20 protein-coding genes are annotated in these 23,851 nt (G+C 70.7%); 9 read left to right on the top strand and 11 right to left on the bottom strand.

Going from position 1 to position 23,851, the window contains the following annotated elements; genetic code table 11:
* Positions 1 to 14: 14 nt before the first annotated feature.
* Genes OHA81_RS11075 through OHA81_RS11065 form a run of 3 tightly spaced genes read right to left on the bottom strand, consistent with a single transcriptional unit; the run spans position 15 to position 2,238 of the window.
* On the bottom strand, positions 15 to 836 hold the full coding sequence (locus OHA81_RS11075) for a GNAT family N-acetyltransferase (protein ID WP_329195093.1): 822 nt from the start codon (positions 834 to 836) through the stop codon (positions 15 to 17).
* A 57-nt stretch (positions 837 to 893) separates the two neighbouring features.
* Entirely contained in the window at positions 894 to 1,163 is a 270-nt protein-coding gene (locus tag OHA81_RS11070) for a protealysin inhibitor emfourin (protein WP_329195091.1), read from the bottom strand.
* 10 nt (positions 1,164 to 1,173) lie between these two features.
* On the bottom strand, positions 1,174 to 2,238 hold the full coding sequence (locus OHA81_RS11065) for a M4 family metallopeptidase (RefSeq protein WP_329195089.1): 1,065 nt from the start codon (positions 2,236 to 2,238) through the stop codon (positions 1,174 to 1,176).
* A 376-nt stretch (positions 2,239 to 2,614) separates the two neighbouring features.
* Here OHA81_RS11065 and leuA point away from each other — a divergent pair, with 376 nt between their 5' ends.
* From leuA to OHA81_RS11045, 4 genes are all read left to right on the top strand, one after another.
* Positions 2,615 to 4,378 (top strand): 2-isopropylmalate synthase, encoded by a 1,764-nt coding sequence (gene leuA, locus OHA81_RS11060; protein ID WP_329195087.1) that lies wholly within the window; start codon positions 2,615 to 2,617, stop codon positions 4,376 to 4,378.
* 227 nt (positions 4,379 to 4,605) lie between these two features.
* Entirely contained in the window at positions 4,606 to 5,301 is a 696-nt protein-coding gene (locus OHA81_RS11055; RefSeq protein ID WP_329195084.1) for a TerB family tellurite resistance protein, read from the top strand.
* A gap of 114 nt (positions 5,302 to 5,415) precedes the next feature.
* Positions 5,416 to 6,162 carry a DNA repair protein RecO gene (recO, locus tag OHA81_RS11050; RefSeq protein ID WP_329195083.1) on the top strand — a complete coding sequence of 249 codons (747 nt, stop codon included), beginning with the start codon at positions 5,416 to 5,418 and terminating at the stop codon, positions 6,160 to 6,162.
* Positions 6,163 to 6,173: 11 nt separating this feature from the next.
* Positions 6,174 to 6,998, top strand: a complete 825-nt coding sequence (locus OHA81_RS11045; RefSeq protein ID WP_329195081.1) for an isoprenyl transferase — start codon at positions 6,174 to 6,176, stop codon at positions 6,996 to 6,998.
* 49 nt (positions 6,999 to 7,047) lie between these two features.
* Here the strand turns inward: OHA81_RS11045 and OHA81_RS11040 are convergent, their stop codons facing one another.
* The 4 genes from OHA81_RS11040 to OHA81_RS11025 are packed head-to-tail and all read right to left on the bottom strand — an operon-like array spanning position 7,048 to position 10,185.
* Positions 7,048 to 7,503, bottom strand: a complete 456-nt coding sequence (locus OHA81_RS11040; protein WP_329195079.1) for a Fur family transcriptional regulator — start codon at positions 7,501 to 7,503, stop codon at positions 7,048 to 7,050.
* A 20-nt stretch (positions 7,504 to 7,523) separates the two neighbouring features.
* Positions 7,524 to 8,390: a metal ABC transporter permease gene (locus tag OHA81_RS11035; protein ID WP_329195077.1), complete on the bottom strand. Its 867-nt coding sequence runs from the start codon at positions 8,388 to 8,390 to the stop codon at positions 7,524 to 7,526.
* Positions 8,390 to 9,184, bottom strand: coding sequence for a metal ABC transporter ATP-binding protein (locus OHA81_RS11030; RefSeq protein ID WP_329202166.1), 795 nt, complete (start codon positions 9,182 to 9,184; stop codon positions 8,390 to 8,392). Before OHA81_RS11030 ends, OHA81_RS11035 begins: the two co-directional genes overlap by 1 nt.
* A 35-nt stretch (positions 9,185 to 9,219) precedes the next feature.
* Positions 9,220 to 10,185 (bottom strand): metal ABC transporter substrate-binding protein, encoded by a 966-nt coding sequence (locus OHA81_RS11025; RefSeq protein WP_329195075.1) that lies wholly within the window; start codon positions 10,183 to 10,185, stop codon positions 9,220 to 9,222.
* 154 nt (positions 10,186 to 10,339) lie between these two features.
* Here OHA81_RS11025 and OHA81_RS11020 point away from each other — a divergent pair, with 154 nt between their 5' ends.
* Positions 10,340 to 11,722 carry a glycine--tRNA ligase gene (locus OHA81_RS11020; protein ID WP_190182402.1) on the top strand — a complete coding sequence of 461 codons (1,383 nt, stop codon included), beginning with the start codon at positions 10,340 to 10,342 and terminating at the stop codon, positions 11,720 to 11,722.
* A 93-nt stretch (positions 11,723 to 11,815) separates the two neighbouring features.
* On the opposite strand, the gene OHA81_RS11015 is transcribed toward OHA81_RS11020, so the two are convergent.
* The 4 genes from OHA81_RS11015 to OHA81_RS11000 form a co-directional block, all read right to left on the bottom strand.
* A complete protein-coding gene (locus OHA81_RS11015; protein ID WP_329195070.1) occupies positions 11,816 to 12,526 on the bottom strand; it encodes a VC0807 family protein in 711 nt (236 codons plus the stop codon).
* Between the two features lie 178 nt (positions 12,527 to 12,704).
* The gene (locus OHA81_RS11010; protein ID WP_329195068.1) at positions 12,705 to 13,298 is read right to left on the bottom strand and encodes a TetR family transcriptional regulator; all 594 of its coding nucleotides are present in this window, start codon (positions 13,296 to 13,298) and stop codon (positions 12,705 to 12,707) included.
* Between the two features lie 21 nt (positions 13,299 to 13,319).
* Complete coding sequence (locus OHA81_RS11005) at positions 13,320 to 14,381, bottom strand: aldo/keto reductase (protein ID WP_329195066.1); 1,062 nt, start codon at positions 14,379 to 14,381, stop codon at positions 13,320 to 13,322.
* 1,627 nt (positions 14,382 to 16,008) lie between these two features.
* The gene (locus tag OHA81_RS11000) at positions 16,009 to 17,433 is read right to left on the bottom strand and encodes an MFS transporter (RefSeq protein ID WP_329195065.1); all 1,425 of its coding nucleotides are present in this window, start codon (positions 17,431 to 17,433) and stop codon (positions 16,009 to 16,011) included.
* Between the two features lie 65 nt (positions 17,434 to 17,498).
* Between OHA81_RS11000 and dusB the strand changes: the two genes are divergently transcribed.
* From dusB to OHA81_RS10980, 4 genes are all read left to right on the top strand, one after another.
* The gene (dusB, locus tag OHA81_RS10995; protein WP_329195063.1) at positions 17,499 to 18,641 is read left to right on the top strand and encodes a tRNA dihydrouridine synthase DusB; all 1,143 of its coding nucleotides are present in this window, start codon (positions 17,499 to 17,501) and stop codon (positions 18,639 to 18,641) included.
* Positions 18,642 to 19,017: 376 nt separating this feature from the next.
* Positions 19,018 to 21,726 (top strand): pyruvate, phosphate dikinase, encoded by a 2,709-nt coding sequence (gene ppdK / locus OHA81_RS10990; RefSeq protein ID WP_329195062.1) that lies wholly within the window; start codon positions 19,018 to 19,020, stop codon positions 21,724 to 21,726.
* Positions 21,727 to 22,169: 443 nt separating this feature from the next.
* A complete protein-coding gene (locus OHA81_RS10985; protein WP_329195061.1) occupies positions 22,170 to 23,222 on the top strand; it encodes an ArsR/SmtB family transcription factor in 1,053 nt (350 codons plus the stop codon).
* A gap of 211 nt (positions 23,223 to 23,433) precedes the next feature.
* Positions 23,434 to 23,844 carry a VOC family protein gene (locus OHA81_RS10980; protein WP_329195059.1) on the top strand — a complete coding sequence of 137 codons (411 nt, stop codon included), beginning with the start codon at positions 23,434 to 23,436 and terminating at the stop codon, positions 23,842 to 23,844.
* Positions 23,845 to 23,851: the final 7 nt, after the last annotated feature.

Here is a 23,851-nt window from a genome sequence, read left to right as displayed (position 1 = left end):
GGCAAATGCCGTACTCAGGCGCCGTCCGCCGCCGGGGGTTCCGCGATCAGTGCCGTTGCGACCCGGCGGAAGCCGGCCCGCCCGTAGATCCGGGCCACGTCCTCGTCGCCCGCGGACAGGAACACCGTACGGACGCCCCGCGCGAGCGCCTCCGTGACCAGCGCCGCCGTCACCGCGAGGGCCAGCCCCTGGCGGCGGGCCGCCGGGAGGGTGCCGACGCCGACGATCTCGGCCACGTCGCCGACCGGGTTGTACTGGCCCGAGCACAGCACCACCCCGTCCCGCTCGGCGGCGGCCATCACGGTGCGGCCCGACGCGATCATCGCCGCGATCGAGGCGCGGCGTACCTCCACCGCCGGATCCGCGGTCGCCGCGGCGAGTTCCGCCGGGCCGGCCTCGCCCACTTCCGTCCCCCGGGCCGCGAAGGCGAGCATCGGCACCGTCAGGGCCGCCGCCAGCCGGGGGTCGTCGGCGCCGAGCACGTGGGCGGCCCCGGGCTGCGGCGGGAGCGGTTCGGCCGTGTCCAGCACCATGAGCGGGTGGGCGTGGACGTGGAGCCCCGCGGCCTCCACCGACGCGCGCAGGGAGGGGTTGTTTTCGGCCACCCATTCGAATGCCTCGGGCACTTCGAGCTCCCGCTGGCGGGCCAGGACCCGCTCGACGTCCGCGACCGAGGCCTCGGCGCCGCCGAGCGTGGGCCGCGCGTAGTACGCCCAGCCGTCGCCCTCCTGCACGAAGAGCGTCAGCGGCCCGAAGTCCTCCGCGCGGGCGCCGCCCCCGCGCGGCACGGCGTCGTAATACTGCTCCAGCGAAATCAAGATCGTTTGAGTGGCCATCTGGTCATCCAAACAAAGCCGCCGCTGCCGGGCATCCGAATTCCCGGGCGGGCGCCGCTACGCGCCCTCCTTGAGCACGCGCATGATCAGGCTCCGCTGGGCCTCCGACAGGTACGGCTCGGCGCAGGACACGGTCCTGCCGTCCACCGTGATCCGGTACGAGAACCCGTCCCGCACCCGGTCCGCCCCGTGCCCCGGCGGACCGGGCCGCAGCGCCAGCAGCGCCAGAGCCCGCCACTCGTTCTCGTCCGGCCGGCCCGAGGTGTCCACCTCGACCCGGCGCTCGATGCCCGCGAAGCCGCCCGTCCGTACCACCAGAATCCGCATGTCGGCCCTCTTACCCCAGGCCGACCGCCGACCACGCCTTCTGCATCGCCTGGTGTTCCGCGCCGCCTTCCCCGTACCGGGCGACGGCCGCCGCCGTGGAGAGCCGGGCGAAGTCGGCGAAGTCGGCGTCGGAGGCCAGTGCGCCGCCGGTCAGCGTGTCGTACCAGATCCGCCCGGCCCGCTCCCAGGCCTTGCCGCCCAGCTCGCTCGCCACGATGTAGAACGCGTGGTTGGGAATGCCGGAGTTGATGTGTACGCCGCCGTTGTCGCTGTGCGTGGTGACGTAGCCGTCCATCGTCGCGGGCTGCGGGTCCTTGCCGAGCTCGTCGTCGTCGTACGCCGTCCCCGGCGCCTTCATCGAGCGCAGCGCCACCCCGGTGACGGCCGGTCCGAGCAGGCCGGCGCCGATCAGCCAGTCCGCCTGGTCGGCCGTCTGCCCCAGCGAGTACTGCTTGATCAGGGAGCCGAACACGTCCGACATCGACTCGTTCAGCGCGCCCGACTGGCCCCGGTATTCGAGGTTGGCCGTGTACTGGGTGACGCCGTGGGTCAGCTCGTGCCCGATCACGTCCACGGACACCGTGAAGTCGAGGAAGAGGTCGCCGTCCCCGTCGCCGAAGACCATCTGGCGGCCGTCCCAGAAGGCGTTGTCGTAGTCCTCGCCGTAGTGGACGCTCGCGTCCAGCGGCAGGCCGGCGTCGTCGATGGAGTGGCGCCCGAACCCCTTGAGGAACAGGTCGTACGTGGCTCCCAGCCCCGCGTACGCGCGGTTGACGCTGGCGTCGCCGGTCGCCTCCCCGCCCTCGCCGCGCACCTTCGTGCCCGGCAGCCGGGTGCGGTGCCCGGCGTCGTAGACCGTCCGCTGCGGCTCGTCGGAGACGGGTGCGGCGAGCGGCGGGGCGATGCCCCGGACGGTGGTGATCCGGCGGCGGGTGCGCAGGGCGGCGTCGTGTTCCAGGGTCCGCTGGGCGGTGTCGGCGCGGCGGGCGTGCCCGGAGCGGGCGATCCGGTCGAGGAGGTGGGGAGGCACGACCGTGCAGAAGACGGGGAGTGAGGGGCGCAGAGTGGCATCCATGTGCGCAATGTGGCAGTGCGTGACGATCCTGTCACTAATCGCGACCATGATTCATTCGGTTGTCTGAAAGCCGTCGCGTCGCGTTGACGGATCGACCGGACATCCCGTGGCTGCGACGGTGCATAACGAGTCTTAACTCACAAAGGGGTACAAAACGGACCAGGGGGTCTTGCATACTGAAACAGGTCCTCGCGTTACGGCGCGGCTCGGCTAGGCTCGGCCCATCATGCGTTTCGGGCTGCTTCTCCTTAGCTGCCGCGGCGAGGGTCTGTAGTCGTAGGCCGGCCCCCTCCCCGCGGAGTTTGGTGTTGCGGATTTACGACCGCCGTCGGCCGTCCCAGCGAACTACACGCGGACACGCGAGGAGCCCCACGCCATGAGTCAGCACACTTTCGCAGGTCGCCCCACGCCCATCACGAACGCGACCCACATGCAGAAGCCCTCCGGGATGCCCGTCCACAAGTACGGCTTCTACGAGCAGGTCGACATCCCGGACCGCACCTGGCCGAACGCCCGCGTCACCAAGGCCCCCCGCTGGCTGTCCACCGACCTGCGCGACGGCAACCAGTCGCTGATCGACCCGATGACCCCCGCCCGCAAGCGCGAGATGTTCGACCTGCTGGTGCGCATGGGCTACAAGGAGATCGAGGTCGGCTTCCCCTCCTCCGGTGAAACGGACTTCGCCTTCGTCCGCTCCATCATCGAAGAGGGCGCGATCCCGGACGACGTCACCATCTCCGTACTGACCCAGGCCCGCGAGGACCTGATCGAGCGGACCGTGGAGTCGCTGGTCGGCGCCAAGCGCGCCACCGTGCACCTGTACAACGCGACCGCCCCGACCTTCCGCCGGGTCGTCTTCCGCGGCTCCAAGGAGCAGATCAAGCAGATCGCCGTCGACGGCACCCGCCTGGTCATGGAGTACGCGGAGAAGCTGCTGGGCCCGGAGACCACCTTCGGCTACCAGTACAGCCCGGAGATCTTCACCGACACCGAGCTGGACTTCGCCCTGGAGGTCTGCGAGGCCGTCTGTGACGTCTGGCAGCCGGCCGAGGGCCGCGAGATCATCCTGAACCTGCCCGCCACCGTGGAGCGTTCCACGCCCTCCACCCACGCGGACCGCTTCGAGTGGATGGCCCGCAACCTGACCCGCCGCGAGCACATCTGCATCTCCGTCCACCCCCACAACGACCGCGGCACCGCCGTGGCGGCCGCCGAGCTGGCCCTGATGGCCGGCGCCGACCGCATCGAGGGCTGCCTGTTCGGGCAGGGCGAGCGCACCGGCAACGTCGACCTGATCACCCTGGGCATGAACCTGTTCTCCCAGGGCATCGACCCGCAGATCGACTTCTCGCAGATCGACGAGATCCGCCGCACCAGCGAGTACTGCAACCAGATGGAGGTCCACCCGCGCCACCCCTACGCGGGCGACCTGGTCTACACCGCCTTCTCCGGCTCCCACCAGGACGCCATCAAGAAGGGCTTCGACGCGATGGAGGCCGACGCGGCCGCCGCCGGCAAGACCGTGGACGAGATCGAGTGGGCCGTGCCGTACCTGCCCATCGACCCGAAGGACGTGGGCCGCTCCTACGAGGCCGTCATCCGGGTCAACTCCCAGTCCGGCAAGGGCGGCATCGCCTACGTCCTCAAGAACGACCACAAGCTGGACCTGCCGCGCCGCATGCAGATCGAGTTCTCGCGGATCATCCAGGCCAAGACCGACGCCGAGGGCGGCGAGGTCACGCCGAAGGCGATCTGGTCGGTCTTCCAGGACGAGTACCTGCCCAACCCCGAGAACCCGTGGGGCCGCATCCAGCTGCGCTCCGGCTCGACGGCAACGGACAAGGACGGCACCGACACGCTGACCGTCGAGGCGGTCGTGGACGGGGCCGAGACCGTCCTGACCGGCACCGGCAACGGTCCGATCTCGGCCTTCTTCGACGCGCTGGCCGGCATCGGCATCGACGCCCGCCTGCTGGACTACACCGAGCACACGATGAGCGAGGGCGCCTCCGCCGTGGCCGCCTCGTACATCGAGTGCGCGATCGACGGCCGCGTCCTGTGGGGCATCGGCATCGACGCCAACACCACCCGCGCCTCCCTGAAGGCGGTCATCTCCGCCGTCAACCGCGCGGGCCGCTGATCCCACCCGGTCCCACCGGCCGCGCGAGCGAACCCCGCACCTCCCCCGGAGGCGCGGGGTTCCGCTTTTTCCGGGCGGCGCCGCGCCTCGCGGTGGGGGCGCAGATCGGCCAACTCCGGTTCCCGGGCCAGGTTGTCTCGTCACACGCCTGACACACACTCACGGATGTGGCTAACATCACGCCCACCCGGCGATGGTGCCGTGGGGTCCGCATACGGAGGTGCGACGTGCTGCCAGTTCGGGGTGGGGACGGCCGGAAACTGACCGTATGGGGCATCCGTACCACCTGGAGCACCGTGGCCGACGGGGAGTTCTTCTGCCCCGGCTGCGGCGGTGACCGCAACTACCGCAGGCGCACCGGCCGACGCCGCTTCGCGGTCCTCGGCGTGCCGCTGCTGCCGCGCGGATCCGCCGGGCCGGTGGTCGAGTGCCAGGCCTGCAAGGAGCGCTTCGGCACCGACGTGCTGGACCACCTGACCACCACCCGCTTCTCGGCGATGCTGCGCGACGCCGTGCACACCGTGACGCTGGCCGTCCTCGCCGCCGGCGGGACCACCTCGCGCAGCGCCCTGGAGGCGGCCGTGGCGGCCGTACGGGGCGCCGGGTTCCAGGACTGCACGCAGGAGCAGCTGGAGGCCGTGGTGGACGCCCTGGCGACCGACGAGGGGCGGCTGGGGCTGTACGACGGCCCGGAGTGCTGCGGGGCCGCGCTCTCGATAGAGCTCCACGAGGCGCTGGAACCCCTCGCGCCGCACCTGGCCGGACCGGGTCGGGCGTCGCTCCTGCTCCAGGGCGCCCGGATCGCCCTCGCCGACGGGCCGTACATCCCGGCCGAGCGGGAGGTGCTGGCCACCGTGGGCGCGGCGCTGCGGATGGGAGCGGACGAGGTCGCCCGGCTGCTGTCGGCGGTCCGCGCCCCGTAGCGGTCCGCCGCACGACGGCCCGCGACGTCGGTCCCGCGCGACGTCGGTCCCGCGCGACGACGGTCCGCCGCACGACGGCCCCGCGCCGGTCCCCGCGCAGGGGACAATGGGCCCATGAGTCTGTTCCGCGACGACGGCATCGTGCTGCGCACCCAGAAGCTGGGTGAGGCGGACCGCATCATCACGCTCCTCACCCGGGGCCACGGCCGGGTGCGGGCCGTCGCCCGCGGGGTACGGCGCACGAAGTCCAAGTTCGGCGCCCGGCTGGAACCTTTCTCCCACGCCGACGTGCAGTTCTTCGCGCGCGGCAGCGACCTCGTCGGCCGCAGCCTGCCCCTGTGCACCCAGACCGAGATCATCGCCCCGTACGGCAACGGCATCGTCACCGACTACGCCCGCTACACCGCCGGCACCGCGATGCTGGAGACCGCCGAACGCTTCACCGAGAACGAGGGCGAACCGGCCGTCCAGCAGTACCTGCTGCTCGTCGGCGCCCTGCGCACGCTCTCGCGCGGTGAACACGAGCCGCACCTCATCCTGGACGCCTTCCTGCTGCGCTCGCTGGCCGTCAACGGCTACGCGCCGAGCTTCGAGGACTGCGCGAAGTGCGGCATCCACGGCCCCAACCGGCACTTCTCCGTCGCCGCGGGCGGGGTCATATGCGGCGACTGCCGGGTGCCGGGCAGCGTCGTACCCTCGTCGGAGGCCATCGCCCTGCTCAGCGCGCTGCTGACGGGCGACTGGGGTCACGCGGACGCCTGCGAGGCGCGTCACGTGCGGGAGGGCAGCGGGCTGGTCTCGGCCTATTTGCACTGGCATCTGGAGCGCGGGCTACGCTCCCTGCGATACGTCGAGAAATAGGAGCTGGGCACATGGCACGACGCGGGATTCTGGGACGCTCTCGCCGGGAGTACAAGGTTCCCGAGCCGCACCCGTCCGGTGAGCGCCCGCCGAAGATCCCCGGCGAGCTCGTCCCGAACCACGTCGCGGTCGTCATGGACGGCAACGGCCGCTGGGCCAAGGAGCGCGGGCTGCCGCGCACCGAGGGCCACAAGGTGGGCGAGGGCGTCGTGCTCGACGTGCTCAAGGGCTGCCTGGAGATGGGCGTCAAGAACCTGTCCCTGTACGCCTTCTCGACGGAGAACTGGAAGCGCTCGCCCGACGAGGTCCGCTTCCTGATGAACTTCAACCGGGACGTCATCCGGCGCCGCCGGGACGAGATGAACGAGCTGGGCATCCGCATCCGCTGGGTCGGCCGGATGCCGAAGATGTGGAAGTCGGTCGTCCAGGAGCTCCAGATCGCGCAGGAGCAGACCGTCGGCAACGACGCGATGACCCTGTACTTCTGCGTCAACTACGGCGGCCGCGCCGAGATCGCGGACGCGGCGCAGGCGATCGCCCGGGACGTGGCCGCCGGCAAGCTGGACCCGTCGAAGGTCAACGAGAAGACCTTCGCGAAGTACATCTACTACCCGGACATGCCGGACGTGGACCTGTTCCTGCGGCCGAGCGGCGAGCAGCGCACGTCCAACTACCTGATCTGGCAGAGCGCGTACGCCGAGATGGTCTTCCAGGACGTCCTGTGGCCGGACTTCGACCGCCGCGACCTGTGGCGCGCCTGCCTGGAGTACGCCCAGCGCGACCGCCGCTTCGGCGGCGCGGTCCCCAACCAGCCGGAGCCGGGCGCGTCCCGCTGACCCCGTCCGAGGCTTCCGGGCGGGGGGACGGCCCCTGCCCGGACCGCCCTCAGGAAGCGCCGGCGGCGCAGTCCGCGCAGGTCCCGAAGATCTCCACCGTGTGGGCGACGTTCACGTAGCCGTGCTCGGCCGCGATCGCCTCCGCCCACTTCTCCACCGCCGGGCCCTCGACCTCGACGGCCTTGCCGCACTTGCGGCACACGAGGTGGTGGTGGTGTTCGCCGGTGGAGCAGCGCCGGTAGACGGATTCGCCGTCGCTGGTGCGCAGCACGTCCACCTCGCCGGCGTCGGCGAGGGACTGGAGGGTGCGGTAGACCGTGGTCAGGCCCACGGAGTCGCCGCGGTGCTTGAGCATGTCGTGCAGCTCCTGGGCACTGCGGAACTCGTCCACCTCGTCCAGCGCCGCGGCCACGGCGGCGCGCTGCCGGGTGGATCGTCCTCGTACTGGCGCGGTCTCGCCAGGCGCAGTCGCCACCGGTTCCTCCTCGTATCGGCCTCGCCCCATTGTGCCAGGCTGCCGACGGGTCAAACCTTTACGTCGTCGCGTGTGCAGACCTCTTCGGCCACCCGGGCCGCCTTGGCCCGGCGCCGCGCCAGCGGGGTGGACAGGGCCGTCATGACCATGAAGACACCGATGGCGAGCAGCACGATCGTGGCGCCCGAGGGCACGTCGATGTAGTACGTGGCCGCCGTCCCGGTCAGGGACACCGTCAGGCTGATCGCGATGGCCAGGCCCAGCGTGGCCGCGAAACCGCGCGTCAGGCGCTGCGCGGCGGCGACCGGGATCACCATCATTGCGCTGACCAGCAGCAGGCCGACGATGCGCATGGCGACGGTCACGGTGATCGCGGCGGTGACCGCGATCAGCAGGTTCAGCGCGCGCACCGGCAGGCCGGTGACGCGGGCGAACTCCTCGTCCTGGCAGACGGCGAAGAGCTGCCGGCGCAGGCCGATGGTCACCGCGATGACGAACGCGGCCAGGATCACGACGGCGGTCACGTCCTGGGTCGAGACGGTGGTGATCGACCCGAACATGGCGCTGAGCAGGTTGGTGGTGGAGCCGCCGGGAGCCATGTTGATGATCATGACGCCGCCTGCGAGGCCGCCGTAGAAGAGCATCGCGAGCGCGACGTCGCCGCTGGTCCTGCCGCGGGAGCGGATCATCTCCATGACGACGGCACCGAGGACGGCGACGAGCGTCGCCATCCACACCGGGCTGGTGTTGAGCAGGAAGCCGAGGGCGACACCGGTCATGGCGACGTGGCCGAGGCCGTCCCCCATGACGGCCTGGCGGCGCTGGACGAGGTAGGTGCCGATCGCGGGGGCGGTGATGCCGACCAGGGCGGCGGCGATCAGGGCCCGCACCATGAAGGGGTAGTGGAGGAGGTCCATCAGCTCAGCAGTCCCGTCCGCAGGGGCTCGGCGTCGTGCGCCGCGTGGGGGTGTACGTGGTCGTGGCCGGGCAGGGCGTGCTGGCCGACGGCCTGCGGGGGCGGGCCGTCGTGCACGACGCAGCCGTCGCGCAGGACGACGGCCCGGTCGATCAGCGGCTCCAGGGGGCCCAGCTCGTGCAGGACGAGCAGGACGGTCGTACCGGCGGCCACCTGGCGCCGTACGGCCTTGGCCAGGACCTCCTGGTTGGCCAGGTCGACGCCGGCCATGGGTTCGTCCATGATCAGGAGTTCGGGCTCGACGGCGAGCGCCCGGGCGATGAGCACGCGCTGGTGCTGCCCGCCGGAGAGGGCGTTGACGGAGGCGTCGGCGTGCGCGTTCATGTCCACGAGGTCCAGCGCGCGCTCGACGGCGATCCGGTCGGTCTTGCGCAGGACGCCGAAGCGGGAGCGGGCCAGCCGGCCGGCGGAGACGACCTCCCGGACGGTGGCGGGGACGCCGCTGGCGGCGGTGGTGCGCTGGGGGACGTAGCCGATCCGCGACCACTGCCGGAAGCGCTTGAAGTCGGTGCCGAAGAGGGACAGCGTGCCGTCGCTCAGCGGGACCTGGCCGACCACGGCGCGGACGGCGGTGGACTTGCCCGAGCCGTTGGCGCCGAGGAGCGCGACGACCTCGCCGCGGCGGACGGTGAGGTCGACCCCGCGCAGCACGGGGCGCGAGCCGAGCGAGGCGGTGGCCCCGCGCAGGGATATGACGGGCTGCTCGGCCGCCGATGCGGCCGTACCGGATTCCATGGCCATGGCTCGCGCCTCCGTTGCTGCTGCTGTCATCACTTGGTGCCGAGCGCCTTCTGCAGGTTCTTGAGGTTGGACCGCATGACCTCGAAGTAGTCGGCGCCCTGGGACTTGTCGGTGATCCCCTCGAGGGGATCGAGGACGTCGGTCTTGAGGCCCGTGTCGGCGGCGAGGGTCTTGGCGGTCTTGTCGCTGGCCAGCGTCTCGAAGAACACGGTGGACACATTGTCCTTCTTCGCGACGGCCTGGAGGTCCTTCATCCGGGCCGGGCTGGGCTCGGACTCGGGGTCGACGCCGGAGATGCCCTCCTGGTCCAGGCCGTAGCGCTCGGCGAGGTAGCCGAAGGCGGCGTGGGTGGTGATGAAGGTCTTGGAGGCGGTGCCGCCCAGGCCGTTCTTGTACTCGGTGTCCAGGGCGGTCAGCCTGGCCAGCAGGTCGTCGGTGTTCTTCTTGTACTCGGCCGCGTGGGCGGGATCGGCCTTCTCCAGGGCGGCGCCGACACCCTTGGCGATCTCCGCGTACTTGTGGGGGTCGAGCCAGACGTGGGGGTCCGCGCCGGCCTCGCCGTGCGCGTGACCCTCCTCTTCGCCCTCGGTCGCGTGGTCGTGGTGGCCGGAGGCGGCGTGCTGCTCCAGCTTGGTGAGGGTGGCGGCGTCGACGGTGTTCTTCACGCCGGCCTGGGCCACCGCCTTGTCGACGGCGGGCTGGAGGTTCTTGAGGTAGAGCACGACATCGGACTCGGTGAGCCGGGCGGTCTGCTTGGGGGTGATCTCCAGGTCGTGCGGTTCGACGCCCGGCTTGGTCAGGCTGGTGACCTGCACGTGGTCCTTGCCGATCTGTTCGGCGAGGTACTGCAGCGGGTAGAACGACGCCATCACGTCGAGCCTGCCGTCCTCGGCGGCTCCGGAGGCACCGGCGCCGGAACAGGCGGTGAGGGCCGTCGCGGCGAGGGCCACGGCTCCGGCGAGGGCGGCCGTGGGTATGAGGCGTCGTACGTTCATGACATCCATTTTCATCAAAGATGGAAACGGTTGTCAAAAACCCTGGTGGGGCAGCCCGGGCAGGGCCGTTGAAGGGGTCCCGATTTGATAGCGGGGGTGCGGGCGCCGGTAACCTAAAGGCTTCGCCGTTCGTCCTCGTAATGAAGAGAGCACCGTGGCCGCCGACAAGATCGAAACCATCGTCAGCCTGAGCAAGCGCCGTGGCTTCGTTTTCCCGTGCAGTGAGATCTACGGCGGCTCCAGGGCTGCCTGGGACTACGGTCCGCTCGGCGTCGAGCTCAAGGAAAACATCAAGCGCCAGTGGTGGAAGGCCATGGTCACCGGCCGCGAGGACATCGTCGGACTCGACTCCTCCGTGATCCTGGCCCCCGAGGTGTGGCAGGCCTCCGGCCACGTCGCCACCTTCTCCGACCCGCTCACCGAGTGCACCTCCTGCCACAAGCGGCACCGCGCGGACCACCTGGAAGAGGCGTACGAGGCCAAGCACGGCCGTCCGCCGGCCAACGGTCTCGCCGACATCAACTGCCCCAACTGTGGTGTGAAGGGCCAGTTCACCGAGCCGAAGCAGTTCTCCGGCATGCTGGAGACCCACCTCGGCCCGACCCAGGACACCGGCTCCAAGGCGTACCTGCGCCCCGAGACGGCCCAGGGCATCTTCACCAACTTCGCCCAGGTGCAGACCACCTCGCGCAAGAAGCCCCCCTTCGGCATCGCGCAGATGGGCAAGTCCTTCCGCAACGAGATCACGCCCGGCAACTTCATCTTCCGCACCCGCGAGTTCGAGCAGATGGAGATGGAGTTCTTCGTCAAGCCGGGCGAGGACGAGCAGTGGCAGGAGTACTGGATGGCCGAGCGGTGGAACTGGTACCGCGACCTCGGCATCCGCGAGGAGAACATCCGCTGGTACGAGCACCCGAAGGAGAAGCTGTCCCACTACTCGAAGCGCACCGCCGACATCGAGTACCGCTTCAACTTCGGTGGCAACGAGTTCTCCGAGCTGGAGGGCGTGGCCAACCGCACGGACTTCGACCTCAAGGCCCACTCCGCCGCCTCCGGCCAGGACCTGTCGTACTTCGACCAGGAGGCCGGCGAGCGTTACACCCCGTACGTCATCGAGCCGGCGGCCGGTGTCAACCGCGCCATGCTCGCCTTCATGCTCGACGCGTACAACGAGGACGAGGCCCCCAACGCCAAGGGCGTCATGGAGAAGCGCACCGTCATGCGCCTCGACCCGCGCCTGGCGCCGATCAAGGTCGCCGTCCTGCCGCTGTCCCGCAACCCGCAGCTGTCGCCGAAGGCCAAGGGTCTCGCCGCCGACCTGCGCAAGAACTGGAACATCGAGTTCGACGACGCGGGCGCCATCGGCCGCCGCTACCGCCGCCAGGACGAGATCGGCACGCCGTTCTGCGTGACCGTCGACTTCGACACCCTGGACGACAACGCGGTGACCGTGCGCGAGCGCGACACCATGAAGCAGGAGCGCGTCTCCCTGGACCAGATCCAGAGCTACCTCGGCAGCCGCCTGCTCGGCTGCTAGGCCCGTCGGTCCCGCTTCCCGCGGGAACGGGCGGTGGCCCGGTGCGCACTGCGCACCGGGCCACCGCCGTTTTTCCGTCCTGCCGCCTGCCTGTCAGGCGGCCGCTGCCTGCGCGGCGGCCGCCGCCGCGGCGCGGCGTTCGCCCTCGGCCTGGGAACGCTTGCCGTAACGCGCGGTCCAGACGGCCAGCAGGCCGAGCACCGTGTAGATCATGATCGGGCTGACGGTGACCATCGTGCCGGTGTCGAGCACGTACGTCAGTGCCACCCGCACCGCGGCCTCGACCAGGTACGCCACACCCCAGACCGTGGTCATGACGGTCAGCGTCCGGCGGAATCCCTCGTACTGCCACAGGCCGTTCCACCAGCCGGTGCTCTCGGGAGTGCCGTCGGTGGCGAACTTGCGGCCGAAGTAGAACATCAGCGGGCGCGGGGCGAGCAGGGTGGCCAGGCACAGCAGCCCGAACAGCCCGGTGACGCACGAGTCCTTGATCAGCAGCGCGCGGGCCGAGTGCGCGCCGATCAGCGAGACCACGGCCGTGATGACGAGGAACACCAGCGTGACGATGGCGAACTCGTCGAGCTTGCGGCGCCAGGCCAGGCTGATCGCGCTGTCGAGCACCGGCCAGGCGCTGCTGATCAGCAGCGCGCCGAACTCGCTCCAGCCGTGATCGTGGAGCTGGTTGTACGTGATGACCGGTGCGACCACGTTGAGACCGATGGTCACGATCCAGCCGACCGCGGCCGCCCCGCCCGACCGCGCGGGTGGCGCCGGGCGGCCGACCTGTGGCTGCGTTGTGGACATGCTTCCCCCTGAGACGTACCTGATGGAGTGTTCGGGGGGAACCTAGGCCAGGTATGCGGGCCCGCGACAGGGCCCCCCGGCTCAAATGATCACCAAGTGAACGCGGAATGAGCCAGTCCGGCGCAGACGGCCAGCCCGGCGCAGCGGACGGGGCAGGTGTGCGGGGCAGGGCTGTTGGTCAGGCCCGCAGGCCGCGGACGATCAGCGAGGTGACCGCCTCGAACTCCGCGATGATCGTGGGCGAGCGCCAGTCGGCCGCGTACTGCGGATCATGGAAGCGTCCGGTGGCGTCGAACACCGCGCGGGCGGCAGCCGGTACGTCCTGCGCGGCCAGTGTCCCGTCCGCGACGCCCTGGGCGATGATCCGGGTCAACTGTCCGATGAGTTCGCTCAGATGGTGATCCACCACCCCGCTGCTCTCGGCCAGCAGCACCGTGTACGTAGCGAACAGTTCCGGGTCGTCGCCCGCCTTGTGCCGCTTGGCTTCGAAGAGCGCCTCCAGCCAGGTCTCCAGCTTGGAGGGGGCCGACTCGGCCGGCGCCGAGGCGATCTCCTCCAGCTGTACGACGCTCTTGGCGAGCCAGCGGTCCGTGACGGCTTCGCGCAGCGCCGCCTTCGACGGGAAGTGCCGGTACACGCTGCCGTGACTGACACCCAGCGCGCGCGCCACGTCCACCACGGTCGCCTTGGTCGGGCCGAAGCGGCGCAGCACTTCCTCGGTGGTCTCGAGGATGCGCTCGGGGGTCAGGGGTTCGGCAGCAGCGGAGGGCATGAGTACGACCGTACCGCCAGGTCAGCGCTCGCTGTCCAGATGGGCCATCTGCGCCGCCGGGTAACGCTCGCCGGCTGCGGCCCCCGCGGGTATCGCCGCCTCGATGGCGGCCACATCGGCGGGGCTCAGCTCCATCCCCAGGGCACCCAGTGCCTCCTCCAGCCGGTCCCGGCGCCGGGCGCCCACCAGCGGCACGATGTCGACCTGGTGCCGCCGGCCCTGAGCGAGCACCCACGCTATGGCGGTCTGGGCGACGCTCACTGCCTTCTCCTGTGCCACCTTGCCAAGGGCGTCCACCAGATCGAGGTTCCGGTGGAGGTTCTCGCCTTGGAAGCGCGGGCTCATCCCGCGGAAGTCGTCGGCGGACAGCTGCCGGTCGCGGCCGAAGTGGCCGCTGATCAGGCCGCGGGCCAGTACCCCGTACGCGGTGATGCCTATGCCGAGCTCGCGCGCGGTCGGCAGGATCTCGGCTTCGATCCCGCGCGACATCAGCGAGTACTCGATCTGGAGGTCCGCGATCGGAGCCACGGCGGCGGCTCGGCGCAGGGTGTCCGCGCCGACCTCTGAGAGCCCGATGTGCCGCACGTGCCCCGCCTGGACCGCCTCGGCGATCGCGCCGACCGTCTCCTCGATCGGCACGGCCGGGTCCAGGCGGGAGATGCGGTAGATGTCGACGTGGTCCCGGCCGAGGCGCTGGAGCGAGTAGGCGAGGAAGTTCTTCACGGCCTCGGGCCGGCCGTCGATCCCGGTGAATCCGCCGTCTACCGTCCGCAGGGCGCCGAACTTCACGCTGGTCAGCGCCCGCTCCCGCAGCGCGACGGGCGCGCTGCGCAGGGCTTCGTTGATCAACAGCTCGTTGTGCCCCATGCCGTAGAAGTCGCCGGTGTCGAGCAGGGCGTCCATGCCGTCGGGGACGGCGTCGAGGTAGGCGTGGATGGTCGCGATCGACTCGGACCGGTCGCTCTCTCCGTACAGCGCGGACATGCCCATGCAGCCGAGCCCGATCGGAAAGACGGCGGGGCCGGTGGCGCCGAGGGTCGTGGTGGTGGTGGTGGTCGGTCGGATGGTCTCGTTCGTCGTCATGCAACGAGAATGACATGACGGGTGACAGATTTCAATATCTGTCACCCGTCAGCGTGGTGGTACCGGCTCGGGCGCCTGCGTGGGGCGTAGGGGAGTGCGCGCAGGCCTGGCGCCACGGCGCGTGATCGAGGGACGGTGACGGCACCGCTCGCCCGCCCGCCGCGCCGCGGAGGAACCCCGGAGGGTCGCGGGCTGCGGGGTCGGGCGGGCTCGGCCACCGGTCCGGGCGCGGCCGCCGCGCGGGCGGCAGGTGCCCGGCCGCCGAAGGCCCACGTTCCTGGCGGCGGAGGCCGCTGCGGGTGCCCGGTCACTCCCTACGACCTCGCCCGAGCGGCCGGGGTTGGTCAGCAGCCTCCTCGGGCGGGAGGGTGAGGGGCCACCGCGCCGGCCCGGCGGTCCGGTCCGCACCGTTCACCCGGCGAGCAGGATGCGCCGGACGCCGTCCGCGCCGCCCCGCACGCCCCGACTGCGACTGCACGGAATGCGGCGGCTGTGGACAAGGAGGACGCCCGGAGACTCGGGGCCTGTCAGCAGAGCCTCACGCTGCCGGCAGAGCAGCGCTGCCGGGCTGCCGCCGGGAGCGCTCCGCTATCCGCTACCGGCGCTGCACCTCAGCGTTGTTGGGCTCATATGCGGTGGCCCCCGACTGACGTCGCAGGCCGTCCTGCGCTCTGCCGGGGCTTCGGCGGCACCGGACGCGGCGGCCGTTGCGGAATTCGAGCCCGCCGTCAAAGCCATGCCTGGTCCAATGCGGCACTCGTCCTCGGCAGCAGCTGGGAGAGGTGCCGAGTACCCGCTGCGGGGCTTCGGCCCGGCCGGACGGTGTCCGGAGGGCCGGTGCCCGGCTGCTCGACCTGTCGTCAGAGTCCGCGAGCTCTGTGTGGTCCGATGCGGCACCCCGTCCCGAGATGCCGCTGGGAGGTTCTCCTGGGGCGGCAGTGCCCAGTACTGGCTGCAGGTCCGGACATTGCCCGGGGGGGTGTCTGGGGGCTCGGCCCCTCGTCAGAGCCCGCGTAGTCGACGTGGCCCGGTGCGGCACGCGTTCCCGGCTGTTCCCGCGTTGGCGTCGGGTCCCCGCTGCCGGGCTTCGGCCGGGCCGGACAGTGTTCGGGAGGACGGCCCTCGGCTCTGGGGGGCTCGGCCACCGCTCAAAGCCCGCGCGCCCGGAGTGGTCTGCGTGGCGCGCCCCCTCCCCGGCTGCCACTGCGAGGTGCCGGGTACCTGCTGCCGGGCTTCGGCCGGGCCGGACAGTGTCCGGGGGCGGGTCTCTGGCGGCTCGGCCCCTCGTCAGGGCCCGAGCGCCAGGCCTGGTCCGACGGCGCCCGTCCCGAGCTGCCGCTGGCACGGTCCCCCGCGTGCGGCGTCGGATCCCCGCTGCCGGGCTTAGGCGTGTGCCGGAAGCCGGAAGCCGGAAGCCGGAAGCCGGAAGCCGGAAGCCGGAAGCCGGAAGCCGGAAGCCGGAAGCCGGAAGCCGAAAGCCGGAAGCCGGGCCCACGGACCGGCAGGCAGGCCGGGCTCGGCACCGTCGGCGACGAGCCGTCCGGGAGGGACAGGCGGTCCGGCTCGCGCCGTCGTGCTCGGCGGCGCGGCCTGGTCGTCGTGGTGGTGCCGGCGAACGGTTGCGGCGCTACTTCGGTGTCAGGGCCGCGTTCAGGGCGCCGGCCGTGCGGGTGGCCGTCTGCCGGGCCCAGCGGCCCGTCGTGGCGATGCCCGTCGCCAGGACCAGGACAGCGCACACCGTGATGATCCACCAGGCCGGCCGCGCCGCGGCGACGAAGCCGCCGCCCTGGGACAGCCCGGCCGCGAGCACCGCGCCGATCACCGCCACGCCCAGCGTCCCCCCGGTCTGCCGGCTGGTCGACGCCACCGCCGCCGCCACCCCCGCCTGGGCCCGCGGCATCCCGGACACCGCCGTGTTGGTGATCGGCGCGTTGACCATCCCGAAGCCCAGCCCGAACAGCACGTACGCGGCGAACATCAGCGGGTCCGACCCCTCCGCCTCGAACGCCGCGAACAGCAGCCCGCTGCCACCCATCGCCACCCCCGCGATCACCAGGGGCAGCCGCGGCCCCACCGCGCCGACCAGCCGTCCCGAAAGCGGCGCGCAAAGGAAGGCCAGCGCCGCCATCGGCAGCATGTACAGCCCGGCGTGCAGTGCGTCCAGCCCCCGTACCTCCTGGAGGTAGAGGGTGTTCAGGAACAGGAACCCCGACAGCGCGGCGAAGGCGCTCACCGCGATCACCGTCGCCCCGCTGAACGGCGCGCTGCGGAAGAACCGCGGGTCGATCAGCGGCTCCGCCCGCCGCGGCTCGTACACCAGCAGCCCCACCAGGGCCGCCACCGCGAGCGCCGCGCAGCCCAGCACGGTCGGTGAACTCCAGCCGGCCGACGGGGCCTCGATGATCCCGTACGTCACCGACCCCAGCAGCGCCACGACCAGCAGCTGCCCGACCGGGTCCGGGCGGCGCGGGTGCTCGGCCCGCGACTCGGGGATGTAGCGCAGGGTCAGGGCCAGGGCGGCCAGCCCGACGGGGAGGTTGACCCAGAAGATGGACCGCCAGCCGACGGAGTCCACCAGCAGGCCGCCGATCAGCGGCCCGGCGGCCATCGAGATGCCGACGACCCCGCCCCAGACGCCGATGGCCCGGGCGCGCTCCTTGGGATCCGTGAACGTGTTGGTGATGATCGACATGGCCACCGGGTTGAGCATCGAGCCGCCCACGGCCTGGATCATCCGGAACGCGATCAGCCACTCCAGGCTCGGCGCCAGCGAACACAGCACGGAGCCCGCCGTGAAGACGACGAGGCCGGTGCTGAACACCTTCCGCCGCCCGATCCGGTCGCCGGTGGACCCCGCCAGCATCAGCAGCGAGGCCAGGACCAGCGTGTAGGCGTCGATCGTCCACTGCATACCGGCCACCGAGGCGTTGAACTCCCGCCGCATGGAGGGGAGCGCGACGTTCAGAACGGTGGTGTCCAGGCTCACGATCAGCAGGCTCATGCAGCAGATCGCCAGCACGAGGCTGCGTCGCCTGGGGCTCAGGGTTCGCATGACTCAGATAGTACGCCTAACTAACGAATTACAGGGGTGTGGCCCGGCTGGGCGACAATGGGGGGATGACCACGCTCCCCCCGCCCCTCGCGATCGGCCCGCACACCGTGCAGCCCCCGGTGGTGCTCGCACCCATGGCCGGTATCACCAATGCCCCGTTCCGCACCCTGTGCCGCGAGTTCAGCGGCGGCAAGGGGCTGTTCGTCAGCGAGATGATCACGACGCGCGCCCTGGTCGAGCGCAACGAGAAGACCATGCAGCTGATCCACTTCGACGAGACCGAGAAGCCCCGCTCGATACAGCTGTACGGAGTCGACCCCACGACGGTCGGCAAGGCGGTCCGCATGATCGTCGAGGAGGACCGTGCCGACCACATCGACCTCAACTTCGGCTGCCCCGTCCCCAAGGTCACCCGCAAGGGCGGCGGCTCGGCCCTGCCCTACAAGAGGAACCTGCTGCGCGCGATCCTGCGCGAGGCCGTGGCCGGCGCCGGTGACCTGCCCGTCACCATGAAGATGCGCAAGGGCATCAACGACGAGCACCTCACCTACCTCGACGCCGGCCGGATCGCGGTCGAGGAGGGCGTCACGGCCATCGCCCTGCACGGGCGCACCACTGCCCAGCACTACGGCGGCACCGCCGACTGGGACGCCATCGCGCGGCTCAAGGAGCACGTGCCGGAGATCCCGGTGCTCGGCAACGGCGACATCTGGTGCGCCGAGGACGCGCTGCGCATGGTCCGCGAGACCGGCTGTGACGGAGTGGTCGTGGGCCGCGGCTGCCTGGGGCGGCCGTGGCTGTTCAACGACCTGGTCGCGGCCTTCGAGGGGCGCCCGGAGGACTTCCACAAGCCGACGCTGCGCGAGGTCGCGGCCACCATGCACCGGCACGCCCAGCTGCTGGGGGAGTGGATCGGCGACGAAGCGCGGGGGGTGATCGACTTCCGTAAGCACGTGGCTTGGTACCTCAAGGGCTTCTCCGTGGGATCGGAGATGCGCCAGAAGCTGGCGGTGACCTCTTCCCTCGCCGAACTGGACGCTCATCTGAGCGAGCTCGATCTGGACCAGCCCTGGCCCGACAGCGCCGACGGTCCGCGCGGCCGGACGTCCGGAAACAACCGGGTTGTCCTGCCGGAGGGCTGGTTGAAGGATCCGTACGACTGCGCAGGCGTCAGCGAGGACGCCGAGCTGGACACCTCCGGAGGCTGACAGCAGCCGACAAATCGCCCTCGGTGTAGCGTGATATACGCCACGCATGGGAGAGGTTTCGCTCAGATGAGCAGTTAAGTCACGGGTAAGACTTTCAAAGGGTGGCACTGGGTGCCACCCTTTGTTCGTTCAACACTTGAACGCAAATGTATCGATGATCGCTCATCCGAGCGCAAACAGGCCTCAAGGGCCACCTCACCGTTCGGGATGTGAACGCTCTTCGCCCGTCGGCATTACTTATCGGTTACTTTCGATTGGCTGGCACACGGGTGGTTACAGCCGCATGACGCCTAAGTGGACATACCCAGACGCCTTCGATCTGGGTATGTTCCTGGCCGTCAGGGCAGCCACCCGAGTCCTCGAGGAGTCGAGACCCGTGTCGGAAAACAAAGATCAGAAGTTCGTCTACGACTTCACCGAGGGAAACCGCGACCTCAAGGACCTTCTCGGCGGCAAGGGAGCCAACCTCGCCGAGATGACCAACCTTGGTCTCCCGGTGCCTCCCGGCTTCACCATCACCACCGAGGCCTGCAAGGTCTACCTCGAAAGCGGCGAGGCCCCGGCCGCGCTGCGCGACGAGGTCAGCGCGCACCTGGCGGCCCTCGAAGCGAAGATGGGCAAGAAGCTCGGCCAGTCGGACGACCCGCTGCTGGTCTCCGTGCGTTCCGGCGCCAAGTTCTCGATGCCCGGCATGATGGACACCGTCCTCAACATCGGCCTCTCCGACGAGTCCGTGGTCGGCCTCGCCGCCCAGGCCGGCGACGAGCGGTTCGCGTGGGACTCCTACCGCCGCCTGATCCAGATGTTCGGCAAGACCGTCCTCGGCGTGGACGGCGAGCTCTTCGAGGACGCCCTCGACGAGGCCAAGGCCGCCAAGAAGGTCACCGTCGACACCGACCTCGACGCCGCCGACCTCAAGAAGCTGGTCAAGGCCTTCAAGAAGATCGTCGCGAAGGAGGCCGGCCGGGAGTTCCCGCAGGACGCCCGCGACCAGATGGACCTCGCCGTCGAGGCGGTCTTCAACTCCTGGAACACCGACCGCGCCAAGCTCTACCGCCGCCAGGAGCGCATCCCCGGCGACCTGGGCACCGCCGTCAACATCTGCTCCATGGTCTTCGGCAACCTCGGCCCGGACTCCGGCACCGGCGTCGCCTTCACCCGTGACCCCGCCACCGGCCACCAGGGCGTCTACGGCGACTACCTGCAGAACGCCCAGGGCGAGGACGTCGTCGCGGGCATCCGCAACACCGTCCCGCTGGCGGACCTGGAGAGCATCGACAAGGCCTCCTACGACCAGCTCATGACGATCATGGAGACGCTGGAGACCCACTACAAGGACCTCTGCGACATCGAGTTCACGATCGAGCGCGGCCAGCTGTGGATGCTCCAGACCCGCGTCGGCAAGCGCACCGCCGGCGCCGCCTTCCGCATCGCCACCCAGCTCGTGGACCAGGGCCTGATCGACGAGGCCGAGGCCCTCCAGCGCGTCAACGGCGCCCAGCTGGCGCAGCTGATGTTCCCGCGCTTCGACGAGGGCGCCAAGACGACCATGCTCGGCCGCGGCATCGCCGCCTCCCCGGGCGCGGCGGTCGGCAAGGCCGTCTTCGACTCGTACACGGCCGTCAAGTGGTCCCGCTCCGGCGAGAAGGTCATCCTGATCCGCCGCGAGACCAACCCGGACGACCTGGACGGCATGATCGCCGCCGAGGGCATCCTGACCTCCCGCGGCGGCAAGACCTCGCACGCCGCCGTCGTCGCCCGCGGCATGGGCAAGACCTGCGTCTGCGGCGCGGAGGACCTCGAAGTCGACACCAAGCGCCGCCGCATGACGGTCGGCGGGACGGTCGTCGAAGAGGGCGACGTCGTCTCCATCGACGGCTCCACCGGCAAGGTCTACCTCGGCGAGGTACCCGTCGTACCGTCCCCCGTGGTCGAGTACTTCGAGGGCCGCATGCACGCCGGCGCCGACGACGCCGACGAGCTGGTCGCCGCCGTGCACCGGATCATGGCGTACGCGGACCGCGTCCGCCGGCTGCGGGTGCGCGCCAACGCCGACAACGCCGAGGACGCCTCGCGCGCCCGCCGTTTCGGCGCCCAGGGCATCGGCCTGTGCCGCACCGAGCACATGTTCCTCGGTGAGCGCCGCGAGATGGTCGAGCGCCTGATCCTGGCCGACACCGACGACGAGCGCGAAGCGGCACTCAGTGCCCTCCTGCCGCTGCAGAAGAAGGACTTCGTCGAGCTGTTCGAGGCGATGGACGGGCTGCCCGTCACCGTCCGCCTCCTCGACCCGCCGCTGCACGAGTTCCTGCCCGACATCACCGAGCTGTCGGTGCGCGTCGCCCTCGCCGAGTCCCGCAAGGACGCCAACGAGAACGACCTGCGCCTGCTCCAGGCCGTGCACAAGCTGCACGAGCAGAACCCGATGCTGGGTCTGCGCGGCGTCCGCCTCGGCCTGGTCATCCCCGGCCTGTTCGCCATGCAGGTCCGGGCGATCGCCGAGGCCGCGGCCGAGCGCAAGAACGCCAAGGGCGACCCGCGCGCCGAGATCATGATCCCGCTCGTGGGCACCGTCCAGGAGCTGGAGATCGTCCGCGACGAGGCCGACCAGGTCATCGCCGAGGTCGAGGCCGCCACCGGCACCAACCTCAAGCTGACCATCGGCACGATGATCGAGCTGCCGCGCGCCGCGCTGACCGCCGGCCAGATCGCCGAGGCCGCGCAGTTCTTCTCCTTCGGTACGAACGACCTGACCCAGACGGTGTGGGGCTTCTCCCGCGACGACGTCGAGGCCAGCTTCTTCACCGCGTACCTGGAGAAGGGCATCTTCGGGGTCTCGCCCTTCGAGACCATCGACAAGGACGGCGTCGGCTCGCTGGTCCGCAGCGCGGTCGAGGCCGGCCGGGCCACCCGCCCCGACCTCAAGCTCGGCGTCTGCGGCGAGCACGGCGGCGACCCCGAGTCGGTGCACTTCTTCCACGAGGTCGGTCTCGACTACGTCTCCTGCTCGCCGTTCCGGATTCCGGTGGCGCGCCTGGAGGCCGGCCGTGCGGCCGCCGAGTCGAAGGGCTCCGACAGCCGCTGAGCCCCCCCGTGCCGGGTTCCGGCGCGGCTCAGCCGGGCACGAACCCGGCCGGGCGGCACCGGTTCCTGAGGCTGCGCCTGCTTCCGGTTTCCCTGACCCCCGGAAGCGGGCGCAGCCTGCTTTGCGTTCAAGGACCGTATTCAACCAAGTCGCCTTTACGGCACCAGGCGGTGGACGGATCCCCACCCGTCCACCGCCTGCCGCCTATCGCCGGGCACGTCGGCGCTTCCCTGTGCGACCGACCGCCAGGCCCCGCAAAGCCCCCCACGGCCTTCACGGAGCGTTTCGGTCGCACTGGAGTGTGCCCGGCGGAGTACAGGATTTCGGTTGTCACGCTCCTGCCGAAAGGGGTTTCAACTGTGGCTGAAAGGGCGTGGTGACCACGTGTGACGGCGTGCATACTCATGGGGCGGGGGGATTGCGGTTGCACAGGTGGGGGTTCGGTGCTTCGTATCCATTTCACGGGAGTGGACCTCGCACGCGTACGGATGGCGGGACGTCCCGATGCGTTGTGGGAAACGATTCTCAGCTTTCACCGCTTAAGGGACCGGCGTGACGCCCGGTTGTTCGGTGAATGGCGTACGGAAACCCGGAGCAGGTTGAATAGTGAAACAAGACTCCTCGGTGCGCTGATACCGGGGCGCGGCTATTTCCCCGATTTCCTGACCCCCGTGGAGGGGCAGTACGGGTGGGACCTCGGCCTCGACGCGCTGCGTGGCATACGCCCCGAGCGAATACGCCGAGAGCTGTCGCTGATGGGCGCGGGAGCGCGCGTCGGCGCGGCCTTCGGCATGCCGCCGGGCGCGGGTGGCGCGGGCGACACCCTCGTCCCGCGCCGGCTGCGGGAGTTCATGGACGACGCGCCGGGGCACATGCCGAGGCTGCTGGGCGAGCTGCGCGCGTACCACCGGGTGGCCGTGGAGCCCTACTGGACCCACATCCAGGCCCAGATCGAGGCCGAGCGGGCAGCCAGGGGCCGCGCACTGCTGGACGGCGGCGCGGACGAGCTGCTCGCGTCGCTGCCGCCGATGCTGCGCTGGCGGGCGCCGGTCCTGGAGTGCGACTACCCGGTGGACCGGGACGTCCGGTTGCGGGGGCGCGGGCTGCTGCTCCAGCCGTCCTTCTTCTGCCGCCGCACGGCCGTCACCCTGCACGACCCGGAGCTGCCGCCGGTCCTGGTGTACCCGGCGGCGGCGCAGCTCGCCTCGGCCCCCGCCCAGGGGGAGGCCGCCCGGCCCGCGGAGGAGCAGCGCCAGCGGACCTTGGGCAAGCTGGTCGGGCACACCCGCTCGGTGGTGCTGCGGGCCATCGGCGACGGAGCCACCACCAGCGAACTGGCCCGCCGGGCGGGGGTGTCGCTGGCCTCCGCGAGCCAGCACGCCTGTGTGATGCGGGAAGCGGGCCTGGTCACGACGCTGCGCCGGGGCAACGCCGTGCTGCACACCGTGACCCCGCTGGGGGCGGCACTGCTCAAGGGCGGCGCGGTGGCGTCCTGACGGCGGTGGCCGGGCTTCCCGTAGGAGAGGCGACGGCGGTGCCGGGTGCCCCGTAGGAGAGGCGACGGCGGTGGCCGGGTGCCCCGTAAGAGAGGCGACGGAGGCGCAGGGGCGGGCCCGCGGAAAAAAAACCCTCCCCGCGCCGATGAGTTTCCCGGGGCCGCCCGGTCTACCCCTTCGAACGCACCCACGCGAGAGAAGAGGGACCGAGATGTCCGCCACCATGATCTTCGTCAACCTGCCGGTCAAGGACCTGGAGGCGAGCAAGGCCTTCTGGGGCGGGCTCGGTTACTCCTTCAACGCCCAGTTCAGCGACGAGAACGGCGCCTCCCTGGTCATCAGCGACACCATCTACGCGATGCTGCTGACCGAGGCCCGCTTCAAGGACTTCACCCACAAGGCCATCGCGGACACCTCCACCACCACCGAGGCCCTGCTGTGCCTGAGCGCCGAGAGCCGCGAGGCGGTGGACGCGCTGGTCGACGCGGCCGTCGGCGCGGGCGGCACCGAGCCCCGCCCCGCGCAGGACCACGGCTTCATGTACGGGCGGGCCTTCGAGGACCTCGACGGCCACACCTGGGAGATCATGTGGATGGACCCGGCGGCGATCCAGGCACAGTGATCCCCCG

It is taken from the genome of Streptomyces sp. NBC_00667 (assembly GCF_036226825.1).
GTDB lineage: Bacteria > Actinomycetota > Actinomycetes > Streptomycetales > Streptomycetaceae > Streptomyces.
Note: the sequence above shows the minus strand (reverse complement) of the source record. Positions and strands in the feature narration are given on the sequence as shown.